Raw genomic sequence first — 12,785 nt, forward strand, 5'->3', positions numbered from 1 at the left:
TCTAGCGCACGTCGAACACCCCGTCGAACGAGGGCCACGCCGACGCCCGGCAATAGACCGGGATCAGGTCGATCGGCACGTCCCGCCGCCGCTCCTGCCCGCCCGCGACGCGCGCGCCGGTCCACACGTCGACCCAGTCGCCCGCCGGCAGATAGCTCACCCAGTCCACGGCACCCGGCGCCGTGACGGGGTCGACGAGCAGGTCGGCGCCGAGCATCCACTGCCGCGGCCGGCGCCACACGTGCGGATCGGCGGGGTGGTCGAAGAAGAGCGGTCGCATCAGCGGCCGGTCGGTGGCGATGGTGGTGGCGGCCTCCCGCGCCAGATAGCCGACCAGGCGCTCGCGCAGGTGGGCGAACCTCCGGAAGACCGGCACGACCCGCTCGTCGCCGGAGGTCTCCGCGACGTGCCAGGGCGTACGGTCGCGCAGCGGGCGCTGATGGTGGTTGAACTCCGAGTGGTACTGCATGATCGGCATGAAGGTGGCCGCGGCGGCGGCGCGCAGGTACAGCTCCGGGTCGGGCACCGGCCCCGAGAACCCGGCGAGGTCCCAGCCCCAGTAGACGATGCCGCAGGCGGCCGCGGTCAGCCCGGCGGTCACCGAGTTCCGGAACGCCTCCCACGTCGAGTCCTCGTCGCCCGCCCAGAACACGCCGTGCGCCTGCGACCCCGTGAAGCCGCTGCGGGAGAACGTGACCGGCGCCTTGCCGTGCGCGCGGAGCAGGTCACCGAAGGCCCGGGCGTAGTGCACCGGGTAGCGGTTGTTGCCCTCGTCGCCGCGGCTGCCGTCGCCGTACACCAGGTCGTGCCCCCAGGCGTGCTCGCCGCCGTCGGTCTTGAACCCGTCGACGTCCCAGTCGCGCACCAGGTAGTCGCGCTTCGCCGTCCACCACGCGCGGGTCTCCGGCGTCGACAGGTCGGGCATCAGCGACTTCGGGAACCACCAACCGCGATTGAGGTACGGCGAACCGTCCGCCTCCCGCACCGCGTGCCCGCCGGCGACCAGCGCCGCGCCCTCGGCGAGCACCTGCGCGTGCAACCCCGGCTCGGACGCCGCGGTCTTCAGCAGCGGGATCTGCCACAGCAGCACCTTGATGCCGCGCGCGTGCAGCTCCGCGACCAGCCCGGCGGGGTCGGGCCACGCCCCGTCGGCGGGATAGCTGAAGTCGGCGTCCCGGAACGGCGAGCCGTCGGTGCGCGGCGCGTAGACCGCGTCCCGGGGGATCATGATGCCCTCTTCGTCGCTCCACGCCTCGATCACCACCGCGCCGACCGGGATGTCCAGCTCGCGGTGCCTGTCCATCCGGTCCAGCACGATCCGCTGCGTGTTCCACTCGTTGCCCGACGCCCAGAGCCGGAACACCCAGGCCGGCAGCTCCTCGGCGCGACCGGCTTCGTCCAGGAACGCGCCGAGCACCTCGGTCGGGCTGCCGGCGTACACACCGAGGTCGACCTTCTCGGCCGTGCCGCCCCCGAGCGCGACCTCGACGACCAACCGGTCGGCGCCGACGTCGTACCAGGTGCGCCGGCTGGTCCGCACGTGGAAGCCCCAGCCGGCGCCGTCGGGCCCGATCACATGGGCGAAGGGCATCGGCAGGTACGTGCGACCGTGCGCGCCCTGCGCCTTGTACTGCTCGAAGACCACCGCGTCGAGCCGCCGCCCGGCCTGGTCGAGGTGGTCGAACCGCTCGCCGAACCCGACGACGTGGTCGCCGGGCCGCAGGGCCAGCGCGAACCGCGCCCGGTGCACGCCGGCTCCGGTCACCAGCCACTCGACCGACCCGTCGACGACCCGCTCGCCGCCGCCGACGAGCGTCGCGTCGAGCCCGACGGGCGGCGTCGTGGTCCACCGCGCCGGCGCGACGTGGAACCAGGCCGTGGTCTCCACCCGCCCGTCGGCGGTGGTCGCGGTGAACCGGTAGTCGTAGCCGGCCACGTCGGTCAGGGGTGGCGACTCGACCGCCCAGCCGCCCTCGCCACCCAGCGACGCCGCCTGCGCGCCCGCGAGATGGCCTTCGCCCCCGGCGAGCGCGGCGGCGTCGGCGGCATCGGCGACCCGTGGCGTGAGCGGCAGTTCGGCCCCGGCCCACTCGCAGCGCACGGAGGTCACCGACGGATCGGCCCACACGCCGAGCAGCACGCGCTCGCCGACCGACGGCAGCACCGGCACCCGTTGGTCGAGCGAGGTGGCGTACGGGTGCTCGATCCCGTGTGGACGGTGCGTCACCAGGTTCATGCCAGGACTCCCAGCTCGTCGGCGAGGATCAGGTACATGCCGTGCGACCAGAGCAGCGGCGTGGCCACCGGCCCCCAGCGGTCGAGCCATTCCTGCCGGCTCGCGGGGTGCAGCAGGTGGTCCGGCACCTGCTCGGGCAGCTCCCCGTCCGCGGTCGCGTGGTCGGCGATCCAGGCGAGATGCCGCCGCGCGCCCGCGGTGTCGCCGGCCCGGGCGAGGTTCCAGCCGAGCAGCGCCGACAGCAGCAGCCACTGCCCGCCGCCGTAGAACACGTCGGCACGGAACCGGTGCACACCGCCGTCGACGTCGAGATCGGCCGCGACCGTGGCCAGCGTGGCCGCGGCGACCGGATCGGCGACGTCGACGAGCCCGAACGGCACCACGCACGCGGGCAGCGAGCCGTCGACAGCGGTCGAGCCGAGCCATTTGACCAGGTGCCCGTCGCGTACGCCCTCGGTCAGCGCGAGGTGACGGGCGGCGTCGGCGGCGCCCGCCGCGTCGGTCGCGCGCCGGCCGCCGAGGTAAGGAAGGACCGCCCGCAGTCCGCCGTGGATCGCGCCGAGCGTGGACACGTGCCGCTGCTCGACGTGCTCCTCCCACCAGTCGTAGCAGGGCAGGTCCCAGAAAGCGGTGAGGTAGTCGACGGCGACCTCGATCCCCGCCCGCCAGCGCGACAGGTCCAGCCCGTGCCGCTCCGCGTGGGTCACCACCGCCCACAGCCAGATGCCGTACCCGTCGGTCTGGAAGTCCCACCACGGGTCCGAGCCGTTGTCGCCGGCGAAGGTGAAGCGGGTGGGCAGCATGCGTTCGACCGGCACCGCGCCGCCGGCCGACCGCAGCTCGTCGACCTGCCCACGCCGGGCGACCAGCACCCGGTCGACCCAGTCGTGGAACCGGTCCGCCGAGGCGGTGTCGCCGTACCGCGACACCCCTTCGGCGGTGAAACCACCGTCGCGCAGCCACGCGTAGCCGCGGTACGCCGAGAAGGTCGGCGAGGCCGGATAGGCGCCTCCCGCGTCCTGGTGCGACGTGATGACGGCGTGGCTACGGGCGGCCAGCGCGACGGTGGTCGGCAACGGAACCTCCTAGGAGAGCAGGGCGTCGACGGCCTTGGCCGCGTCGGCGAGGGCGGTGGCGACGTCCTTGCGGCCGGCCGCGGCGGCGGACAGCTCCTTGGTCACGGCGTCCTGCATCTCCTGCTGCCGCTCGACGACCGGCGGCAGCACGGTGGCGTCCAGCGAGTCGAAGACGGCCTGCCGGTTGGCCGGCTTGCCGGCGGTCAGGTAGCCGGCGACCTTGCCGGTGTCGGCGACGGGCGGCAGCTCCCAGCTCGTGTCGAGCCGCGCCTTCACCATCGCGTCCGACGAGGTGAGGAACGTGACCCACTTCTGCGCGGCCTCCTTGTGCTTGCTCGCCGCCGAGACCACCGCGCCGTTGGTGAACATCGCCGACGCCTTGGTGGTGTCACCGGGCTCGACGACGATGTCCCAGTCGAACGTCGCGTCGGCCAGGCTCGAGAACATCCAGATCCCGCTGTGCCACATGGCCAGCTTGCCGTCCTTGAACAGCTTGGAGTCGAAGTCGGGCGTGCCGGCGCCCTGTGCCTCGGTCGGCATCGTCGTGCCGGCCTTGGACACCAGGAACTCGGCGGCCTTGCGGCCGGCGTCGGAGTCGAACGTCGCCGACTTCTTGTCAGGCGCCAGGAACGTGCCGCCGGCCTGGGCGAGGGTCTTGTAGAACTCGAAGAACGAGATCGGCTGGTAGTCGCCCCAGACGCCCTTGCCCTTGTCGGTCAGCTTCGCCGCGGCGGCCTGCTCGTCGGCCCACGTCCAGCTCGCCGTCGGTGGGTCCACCTCGGCCGCGGCGAACAGGTCCTTGTTGTAGAAGAGCACGACGTTGCTGAAGGAGGCGGGCAGCCCGTACTGCCTGCCGTCGGCCTTGAACGCGTCGAGCAGCGACGGCTTGTAGGGCGCCGCGTCGACGCCGGTCAGCTCGGCCAGCGAGCCGTTGGCCGTGTAGGTCACGAAGTTCTCGTAGTTGAGCTCGAACGCGTCGCCCGCCGTGCCACCGGCGACCGCCGTCTGGAGCTTGGTGAAGTAGTCGGCGTACGGGATGGTCTCGATCTGGACCGTGACGTCGGGGTTGGCGGACTCGAACGCCGCCTTGATCGCGTCGAGGTCCTTCTCGTGGCCGTCGTTCGCGGAGAAGTTCATGTAGCGGACGGTGGTCTTGCCGCCCGCGGCTTCCTCCGTGCGGGTGGCCGACCCCTGCGAGCAGGCGGCCAGCGCCAGCACCAGTCCGGCGACCAGGGGTGCGGCGCCGCGTCTGACGAGACTCCTCATGTCGTTCCTTTCGAGGGGATGGACTGCTACTTGATGCCGGTGTGCGCGATCCCGGCGATGATGTGGCGCTGCGCGAGCAGGTAGACGACGGCGATCGGCAGCACGGAGAAGACGGAGCCGGCCATCACCACGGCCCAGTCGGTGGTGAACTGGCCCTGCAGGGTGGACAGGCCCAGCGGCAGCGTCATCAGCTCCGGCGACCGGATCACGACCAGCGGCCAGAGGAACGAGTTCCAGCTGCCCATGAACGCGAAGACCGCGACGGTGGCCAGGGTGGGCCGGATCAGCGGGAGCACGATCGTGGTGAAGACCCGCAGGTGCCCCGCCCCGTCGATGGTGGCCGCCTCGTCGAGCTCACGGGGCACCGACTCGACCGCCTGGCGGAGCAGGAACACGCCGAAGGCGGAGGCGATCGACGGTGCCAGCAGCGACAGGTAGGTGTCCTGCAGGTTGAGCGTTTTCATCTCGATGAACAGGGGCACGACCAGCACCTGCATCGGGACCATCAGCGTCGCCAGGTAGAGCCCGAAGACCAGGCCCTTGCCGCGGAAGGCGAGGCGGGCGAAGCCGTACGCGGCCATCGAGCCGGTGACGAGCTGGAACAGCGTCGAGGCCGCCGCGATCCAGAACGAGTTGAACGCGATCCGCCACATCGGCAGGGCGTCGAGCAGCTCCCGGTACGCGGCCAGGGTCGGATCCTCGACGATCAGCGTCGGGCCGCCCGCCAGGCTGCCGTCCGGGGTGATCGAGGTGACCACGGTCCACAGGAACGGCGCGAGCATGACGGCCGCGCCGGCGGCGACGCCGACGACCCGCACGATTGTGCTACGCATGGTGCACCCACCGGCGCTGGCCGCGCACCTGCAGCGCGGTGATGACGAGGATGACGGCGAACAGGATCCAGGACAGCGCGCTCGCCTCGCCGGCCCGGCCGTACCGGAAGGTGAGGTCGTAGATCTGGCCGACGACGACCTGGCTGGCGCCCGACGGACCGCCGCCGGTCATCACGTACACCTGGTCGAAGACCTGGAAGCCGTTGATCAGTGAGATCACCACGACGAAGAACGTCGACGGCGACAGCAGCGGCAGCGTCACCCGCCAGAACCGCTGCCACGCGTCGGCGCCGTCCGTGCGGGCGGCCTCGACGACGTCCTGCGGGATCGCCTGCAGCCCGGCCAGCATGATCACCATGACGAAGCCGAGGTCCTTCCAGGCCGAGGCGAGGATGACCGCCGGCAGCGCCCAGGCCGGGTCGGTCCACCAGCCCGGTTGCGGTGCCCCGAGCGCGCCGAGCAGCGAGTTGACCAGGCCGCTGGTCGGGTTGAGCAGCCACTTCCAGACCAGGGCGACGACCACCCAGCTCGTCACGACCGGCAGGAAGTACGCGGCGCGGAAGAAGGCACGGCCCGGCATCCGCTGGTTGAGCAGCAGCGCGAGCCCGAGCCCGCCGGCGAACACGAGCGGGAGATAGCCCGCGCAGTAGGCCAGCGTGTGCAGGAAGACGTCGCGGGTGCCGGGGTCGCTCAGCAGGTGCGTGTAGTTGTCGAGGCCTACCCACTCCATCGGCGAGATGAGGTTCCAGCGGTGCAGGCTCACCCACAGGGACGAGACCATCGGCACGGCGGTGAAGAGCAGCAGGGGTACGGCGCTCGGCGCGAGGAAGAACAGCGCCCAGCCCGCGGTATGCCGCTTCCGCTTCCTCATCGGGCGGCCTCCGGCGTCTGCAACCGGGCCCGGACGAGCTCGCCCTGCGCGCCGGCGGCCACGGCGTCGAACGGGGACGCCAGCACCAGGCTCGCCGCGCCGACCGCCCACTGGTCCTCGGACCACGACTCGGCGAGCACCCGGATCCCACGCCGGGCGGGCATGAGCTGTCTTCGGAACGACTCCTCGAACCCGGTCTCCCAGAGCGCCCAGTCCCGGATGCCCTCGCCCATCAGCACGATCAGGTCGGGGTCGACGGTGTGCACGACGCCGGCGAGGGTGCGCCCGAACAGCCGGCCCGCGTCGCGGTAGATCGCGGCGGCGGCGGGCTTGCCGGCCCGGGCGGCGCGGGCCAGGGTGGCGATGGTGCCGCGCGGCCCGATCGCGCCCGCCTCGACGGCGGCGGCCAGGAGGCCGGCCTCGCCGACGTAGGCCTCCAGGCACCCGGTGTTGCCGCACCCGCACGACGGCCCGTCGTCGGTGACCGGGATGTGCCCGATCTCGCCGGCCCCGCCGTGCGCGCCGCGGCTCACCGAGCCCTGGAAGACGGTGCCGCAGCCGATGCCGAGCCCGATCGTGACCACCATGAACGACGCGTACTCGCGCCCGTGGCCGTAGACGATCTGCGCCGCGGCCAGGGTGTTGACGTCGTTGTCGACGAGCACCGGCACACCGAGCGCGTCGCGCAGCCGGCGGCCGACCGGCGACCGGCTCCAGCCCAGGGTCGGCGCGTCGACGAGGCCGCTCGTCTGGGAGTCGACCGCGCCCGGCAGGCCGACGCCGACGCCGAGCAGCTGACCGTCGTGGGCGGCGACAGCGTCGCGGAGGATGCCGGCAAGCGCCTCGAGCGCCGCCGGCCGCGACGGGTCGAAGGGGACGGACCGCGACGTGCGGACGGTGCCGTCGAGGTCGACGGAGACGATCGCGACGTGGTCGGCGGTCACCTTGGCGCCGATGGCGCCGCCCGCGGCGCGGACCAGCCCGAGCAGCGTGGCCGGCCGGCCGCCGTTGCTGGGCACCGACCGCAGCTCGGTGATCAGCTCGCGCTGCAGGAGCTCCTTCGTGGTCTGGGTGACGGTCGCGGGGCTGATGCCGAGCACGCGGGCGATGTCGGCGCGGGACGAGGCACCGCGGGTGCCGAGCAGGCCGAGCACGGCGGCGCGGACGAGATCGCCGCGCGGTGATACCTGCCCGCTCCGTGCCATCGACCCGCCTTTGTTCGAGGCTAAATTTAGTGAGCAATCTAGGGGCGGCCCGGCGCGTCGTCAAGAGGGCGTTGCTTCCACCGAAACGGCATAAAGATATGAAACTGCCGAAAACCTCGTGAAGCGGAGCTAATGTCCGGTTTGACGCGGTTCGCCGCACGGGCGGCGCCGCCGTGAGCTGGAGGAGGCACGATGACGGACCAGGCCGTACCGGCGGCGGATCTCTACACCGACGAGTTCGCGGTGGATCCCTATCCCGCCTTCGCCAAGATGCGCACGGACAGTCCAGTGTGTCCGGTCACGTCGCCGCGGTTCGACTCGTTCCTGATCACGCGGTTCGACGACGCCAAGGCCGCGCTGACGGACCCGCGGCTGTCCAAGGACCTGTACGGGCCGGGACAGCACTTCCTGCGCATCTTCGGGCCGAACTCCGAGGGCCTGAACAAGAACATGCTCAACTCCGACCCGCCCGAGCACAGCCGGCTGCGGCAGATCACCTCACGGGCGTTCGCGCCGCGCCGGCTCGAAGCGCTGCGGCCCCGGGTCGCGCAGATCGTCGCCGAGCTGGTCGACCGGATCGTGCCGCGGGGCGAGGCCGACCTGATGCGCGATTTCGCGATCCCGCTGCCGATGATGGTGATCGGCGAGCTGCTCGGCATCCCGACGCGCGACCGCGAGCGCGTGCTCGACTGGACGCAGGTGATCCGGGAGTCCGGGTCGTCCGGCCGCCCACCGGCGGTGGAGAAGGCGGCCGTGCAGGAGGCGCAGGCCTGGCTGCACGGCTACCTGACCGACCTGGTCACGGCCAAGCGCGCGGAGCCTGGCGACGACATGGTCAGCATGCTGATCGCGGCCTGCGACGAGGAGGGCGTGCTCAGCGAGCGGGAGCTGGTCAGCACCACCTTCCTGCTGCTGTTCGCGGGCCACCAGACGACCGCGGACTTCATGGGCAACGCGATGGTCGCGCTGCTGACCAACCCGGACCAGCTCGACCTGCTGCGCAAGACACCGGAGCTGCTCCCGCACGCGATCGAGGAGCTGCTCCGGTTCGACGGCCCGCTGCCGGTGGCCAGCCCGCGGATCGCCACCGAGGACCTGGAGTACCAGGGCGTCCGGATCCCCGAGGGATCGATCGTCGGGGTGGTCATCAACTCGGCCAACCACGATCCCGAGCACTTCGAGGACCCGGACCGGCTCGACCTGCGCCGCGACCGGGGACCACACCTCGGTTTCGGGCACGGCGTGCACTACTGCCTCGGCGTCTCGCTGGCCCGCATGGAGGCGCAGCTCGGCATCGGCGCCCTGCTGCGCCGCCTGCCCGGCCTGCGGCTCGCCAAGCCGGCCGAGGAGCTGCGCCGGCTGCCGGCGGCGTCGCCGTTCCGCGGCCTGATCGAGCTTCCCGTCCGTTTCTCCGCCTGACCCGACATTGTCCAACCTTTGTGAGGAGCAGCCGTGGTATACCGCAACGTGATCGTCTGCCGCATCGTCCCGGGCAGTGAGCAGAAGGTCGCCGACGTGTTCGGCCACTACGACAAGGTCACGCGGCCGCAGGACGTCGGCGTGACCGGGCGCATCCTGCTGTCGCTGCAGGACCTCTACATCCACGTCGTCGAGCGGGCGCAGGACCCGGCGGTGACCGGCAACAACCGCGGCCTGCCGGCGTTCAAGGAGATCGCGGAGGCCATCGCGCCGTACGTGACGCCGTACCCGCGGGACTGGGAGAACCCGTCCCACTCGGTGGCCAAGGAGTTCTACAGCTGGGTGTCGCCGCAGCGGTCGTCGGCGGGCGGCGGTGCGAACCCGTTGCTCATCGTGCAGCGCATCAAGCCCGGCTCCGAGCCCGAGGTGGCCCGGATCTTCCGCGAGTCCGACGAGGGACCGCTGCCGACCCAGATGGGCGTCGGCGGCCGCTGGCTCTACTCGATCGACGACGTGTACGTGCACCTGATGGAGCGTTCCGACGCCGCGGTGGCGGAGGGCCTCGGCGGGAACCACCACGCGCCGGCGTTCACGAAGATCATCGAGGACCTGGCACCGTACGTGGCGCCGTACGACCCGGCGAGCTGGCGTGGCCCGCAGGACTCCGTCGCCAAGCCGTTCTACAGCTGGCAGGCCAGCGACTGAGTCGGGTGTGCCGGATGGGGGGTGTGCGCGATCCCGCGTACGCCCCTCGGCCTGTTCGGCGCCCCGGTGACGCGGGTCACCCGGGCGGGGCCGGGTTCTCCGTTGGATTTCGGCCCGCGCCCCCCTAGCGTTGTGCGGCCCGGCTCCGAGGAGGAGAACCTCATGCCCGACCTGGACGGCGGCGAGCGGGTCATCCTCACCCCGGACCAGCGGCTCCGGGTGTTCGTCAGCTCGACGCTCGCGGAGCTCGCGACCGAGCGGGCGGCGGTCCGCGAGGCGGTGACGGCGCTGCGCCTCCAGCCGGTCATGTTCGAGGCTGGCGCGCGGCCCCACCCGCCGCGCGAGGTCTACCGGTCGTACCTGGCGCAGAGCCAGATCTTCATCGGCGTGTACGACGCGAGCTACGGCTGGGTCGGTCCGGGGATGACGATCTCGGGGCTGGAGGACGAGTACCGGCTCGCCGACGGGATGCCCCGGCTGATCTACGTGCGCGAGCCCGCCCCGGCGCGGGACCCGCGGCTGGCCGCGCTGCTCGACTCGATCCGGCGGGCGGGCGACCTCTCGTACCGCCGCTTCGGCTCGGCCGAGGAGCTGCGCGGTCTCGTGCAGCAGGACATCGCGGTGCTGCTCTCGGAGCGCTTCCAGCGTGTCGGCCGCCCGGAGCCGGGCGGACCGGAGCCCGAGCCGGCCGACCCGCGCCGGCTCCCGGTGCCGCGCACCCAGCTGCTCGGCCGGGAGATCGACCTGGAGATGGTCTCCACGATGGTGACCGACGAGCAGGTGCCGCTGGTCACGCTGGCCGGGCCGGGCGGCGTCGGCAAGACCCGGCTGGCCGCCGCGGTCGCGGAACGGGTCGCCGCGGGCTACCCCGACGGCGTCCGGTACGTCGACCTGTCGGCCGCGACCAGTCCCGAGGCCGTCGGGGAGGCGTTCGCCCGGTCGCTGCGGCTGCGTACCTCCGGCGGCGTGCGCTCCCTGGACGACACCACCTCGTTCCTGCGCGCCAAGCGCCTTCTCCTCGTCGTCGACAACTTCGAGCAGGTCGCCGGCAGCGCGCCGCACCTGGCCACGCTGCTGAGCGCGGCGCCCGGCGTGACCGCGCTGGTGACCAGCCGCGCGCCGCTGCGGCTGACCGCCGAACGGGTCTTCGCGGTCCAGCCGCTGCGCACCCCGCCGCCGTCGACGCGGACCGTCTCCGCGGCCGTCGCGCAGCGGTTCAGCGCCGTCCAGCTCTTCGTCGACCGCGCCCGCGCCGCCGACCGGCGGTTCACGCTGACCGACGAGAACGCCGGCCCGGTCCTCGAGATAACCCGGCGGCTGCACGGCCTGCCGCTGGCCATCGAGCTGGCCGCCGCCCGTGTGCCGATCCTGCCGCCGGTGGCGATCGCCGCCCGCCTCGACGACCAGCTCAGCCTGCTCACCGGCGGGCCCCGCGACCGACCGGCCCGGCAGCGGACCCTGCGCGACACGCTCGCCTGGAGCTACGACCTCCTGCCGCCGGAGGCGCAGCGGCTCTTCGCGCGGATCGGGGCGTTCTCCGGCGGCTTCGACCTCGCCGCGGTGGAGGCGGTGGCGGGCGAGGACGACCCGGACGTGCTGGCCGCGCTGGAGTCCCTGGTGGACGCCGCCCTGGTCAGCCGGGACGAGGCCGACGAGCCGATCCGGTTCCAGGTGATCGACAGCGTGCGCGACTTCGCCCGCGAGCGGCTGGGCGACGACCACGACGCCACCCGGGAGCGGCACGCCGCGCACTACCTGGCCGTGGCGGCGGCCGCCGAGCCGTACCTCAACACCGGGGCGTCGTCGGAGTGGCTGGAACGCCTGGACCGCGAGCACGGCAACTTCGACGCCGCGCTGGACTGGTTCCTGGAGCGTCGCCGGCCCGGCGACGCGGTTCGGATCGGCTGGTCGATCTGGCAGCTCTGGTGGCGTCGCGGCTACCTCGACGAGGGCGTGCGCTACCTGCGCCGCGTGCTCGACCAGCGGGCGCTGCTGGACCCGTTCCTGCTCGGCCGGGCGCTGGTGGCGGCCGGCGCGATGGAGCTCGTCTCCCACCGGCACGACCGGGCGCGCGCCTTCTTCGAGGAGGCCCGGGCGCTGGCCCGCGAGTCGGGCGACAAGGTCGCCGAGGCCCGGGCGCTGGGCCCGCTGGCGTCCTACGCGGCCCAGGACGGCGACATCGACCGGGCCCGCGAGCTGCTCGGGCTGGCGTACGACCTGGCCGTGCGGACCGACGAGCACTGGCTGGTCAGCCTGTTCCACAGCCGGCTGGGCATGCTCGCGCTGCGCACCGGCGACCCGGACACGGCGGCACTGCACCTCGAGGAGGCGATGCGGATCTCCGTCCGCGTCGATGACGACCTCGGCCTCGTGGTGGCCCGCTACACGGCGGCGGTGGTCGCGGTCGCCCGGGCCGACTTCGGGGGCGCGCACGACAGCCTGCGGATCGGCCTGCGGTCGTCGGCGGCCAGCGGGGACGTCTCCAGCGTCGGCCTGTTCCTCGCCGCGCTCGCGGACCTGGAGAGCGCCCGCGGCCGGCACGTCCGCGCGGTCCGGCTGACCGCGGCGGCGGGCACGTTCCAGACGCCGTCGAGCGTGCTGTGGATGCAGGCGTACGTGCCGCCGTGGCCGTCCACCGGCGTGGACCTGGCCGCGCTGCGCGCACACCTCGGCGAGGCCCGCTTCGACCGCTCCTGGCGCGAGGGCGAACGCCTGGGCCTGCGCGGCGCGGTCGAGGAGGCCGACCGCGAGGACGACGTCGGCTGATCAGGCGGCCTGCGCCGGCTGCCGCGCGCAGAACTCGTTGCCCTCGGGGTCGGCCAGGACCCGCCAGCCGTCGTGCTCCGAGACCACCGTGGCGCCCAGCCGCAGCAGGTGCGCCAGATGAGCCTCGTCCCGGAGCCGGACGTCGACGTGCATGCGGTTCTTGGCGGTCCTCGGCTCGGGGACCTCCTGCAGGAAGAAGACCAGCGAACCGTCCGGCGCGTCGATGGCCACGGTCGGATCGGTCTCCGGTGTCAGGCCCAGCGCGGCGAGCCGCGCGATCTCGGACTCGTCGTAGGGCCGGATCCGCCAGCCGAGGGCGACCTCCCAGAACCGCGCCAGCTCGGCCGTGTGCCGGCAGTCCAGCACGATCTCCAGCAGGTTGCTCATCCGCCGGACGCTACCGAGGCC

Annotated in this window: 10 protein-coding genes; 3 read left to right on the forward strand and 7 right to left on the reverse strand. The window is 72.8% G+C overall.

Annotated features, from left to right (window positions below):
- Position 1: 1 nt before the first annotated feature.
- From Asi02nite_RS05840 to Asi02nite_RS05865, 6 genes are read right to left on the reverse strand one after another with little or no spacing between them, the layout of a single operon-like run.
- Positions 2-2,236 (reverse strand): glycoside hydrolase family 31 protein, encoded by a 2,235-nt coding sequence (locus Asi02nite_RS05840; protein ID WP_203711105.1) that lies wholly within the window; start codon positions 2,234-2,236, stop codon positions 2-4.
- The gene (locus tag Asi02nite_RS05845) at positions 2,233-3,312 is read right to left on the reverse strand and encodes a glycoside hydrolase family 15 protein (RefSeq protein WP_203711106.1); all 1,080 of its coding nucleotides are present in this window, start codon (positions 3,310-3,312) and stop codon (positions 2,233-2,235) included. Before Asi02nite_RS05845 ends, Asi02nite_RS05840 begins: the two co-directional genes overlap by 4 nt.
- Positions 3,313-3,321: 9 nt before the next feature.
- Entirely contained in the window at positions 3,322-4,578 is a 1,257-nt protein-coding gene (locus Asi02nite_RS05850; RefSeq protein ID WP_203711107.1) for an ABC transporter substrate-binding protein, read from the reverse strand.
- 26 nt (positions 4,579-4,604) lie between these two features.
- Entirely contained in the window at positions 4,605-5,411 is an 807-nt protein-coding gene (locus Asi02nite_RS05855; RefSeq protein ID WP_203711108.1) for a carbohydrate ABC transporter permease, read from the reverse strand.
- Positions 5,404-6,282 carry a carbohydrate ABC transporter permease gene (locus Asi02nite_RS05860; RefSeq protein ID WP_203711109.1) on the reverse strand — a complete coding sequence of 293 codons (879 nt, stop codon included), beginning with the start codon at positions 6,280-6,282 and terminating at the stop codon, positions 5,404-5,406. The genes Asi02nite_RS05855 and Asi02nite_RS05860 overlap by 8 nt, the downstream gene beginning before the upstream one ends.
- Positions 6,279-7,487 carry an ROK family transcriptional regulator gene (locus tag Asi02nite_RS05865; RefSeq protein WP_203711110.1) on the reverse strand — a complete coding sequence of 403 codons (1,209 nt, stop codon included), beginning with the start codon at positions 7,485-7,487 and terminating at the stop codon, positions 6,279-6,281. The genes Asi02nite_RS05860 and Asi02nite_RS05865 overlap by 4 nt, the downstream gene beginning before the upstream one ends.
- Positions 7,488-7,679: 192 nt before the next feature.
- On the opposite strand from Asi02nite_RS05865, the gene Asi02nite_RS05870 reads away from it, so the two are divergent.
- The 3 genes from Asi02nite_RS05870 to Asi02nite_RS05880 all read left to right on the forward strand — a co-directional run bounded on the left by Asi02nite_RS05870 (position 7,680) and on the right by Asi02nite_RS05880 (position 12,377).
- Entirely contained in the window at positions 7,680-8,906 is a 1,227-nt protein-coding gene (locus tag Asi02nite_RS05870; protein WP_203711111.1) for a cytochrome P450 family protein, read from the forward strand.
- A gap of 33 nt (positions 8,907-8,939) precedes the next feature.
- Positions 8,940-9,611 (forward strand): TcmI family type II polyketide cyclase, encoded by a 672-nt coding sequence (locus Asi02nite_RS05875; RefSeq protein WP_203711112.1) that lies wholly within the window; start codon positions 8,940-8,942, stop codon positions 9,609-9,611.
- A gap of 162 nt (positions 9,612-9,773) precedes the next feature.
- A complete protein-coding gene (locus Asi02nite_RS05880; protein WP_203711113.1) occupies positions 9,774-12,377 on the forward strand; it encodes a DUF4062 domain-containing protein in 2,604 nt (867 codons plus the stop codon).
- Here Asi02nite_RS05880 and Asi02nite_RS05885 read toward each other — a convergent pair whose 3' ends face one another.
- Positions 12,378-12,764: a VOC family protein gene (locus tag Asi02nite_RS05885; protein WP_203711114.1), complete on the reverse strand. Its 387-nt coding sequence runs from the start codon at positions 12,762-12,764 to the stop codon at positions 12,378-12,380.
- Between the last annotated feature and the right edge of the window lie 21 nt (positions 12,765-12,785).

Source organism: Asanoa siamensis, assembly GCF_016862555.1.
Classification (GTDB): Bacteria; Actinomycetota; Actinomycetes; order Mycobacteriales; family Micromonosporaceae; genus Asanoa; species Asanoa siamensis.

Bases quoted from the DNA above. Each gene is read 5' to 3' on its own strand.
- Asi02nite_RS05840 (WP_203711105.1), bottom strand. From the start codon at position 2,236: ATGAACCTGGTGACGCACCGTCCACACGGGATCGAGCACCCGTACGCC.
- Asi02nite_RS05850 (WP_203711107.1), bottom strand. From the start codon at position 4,578: ATGAGGAGTCTCGTCAGACGCGGCGCCGCACCCCTGGTCGCCGGACTG.
- Asi02nite_RS05855 (WP_203711108.1), bottom strand. From the start codon at position 5,411: ATGCGTAGCACAATCGTGCGGGTCGTCGGCGTCGCCGCCGGCGCGGCC.
- Asi02nite_RS05860 (WP_203711109.1), bottom strand. From the start codon at position 6,282: ATGAGGAAGCGGAAGCGGCATACCGCGGGCTGGGCGCTGTTCTTCCTC.
- Asi02nite_RS05865 (WP_203711110.1), bottom strand. From the start codon at position 7,487: ATGGCACGGAGCGGGCAGGTATCACCGCGCGGCGATCTCGTCCGCGCC.
- Asi02nite_RS05870 (WP_203711111.1), top strand. From the start codon at position 7,680: ATGACGGACCAGGCCGTACCGGCGGCGGATCTCTACACCGACGAGTTC.
- Asi02nite_RS05880 (WP_203711113.1), top strand. From the start codon at position 9,774: ATGCCCGACCTGGACGGCGGCGAGCGGGTCATCCTCACCCCGGACCAG.
- Asi02nite_RS05885 (WP_203711114.1), bottom strand. From the start codon at position 12,764: ATGAGCAACCTGCTGGAGATCGTGCTGGACTGCCGGCACACGGCCGAG.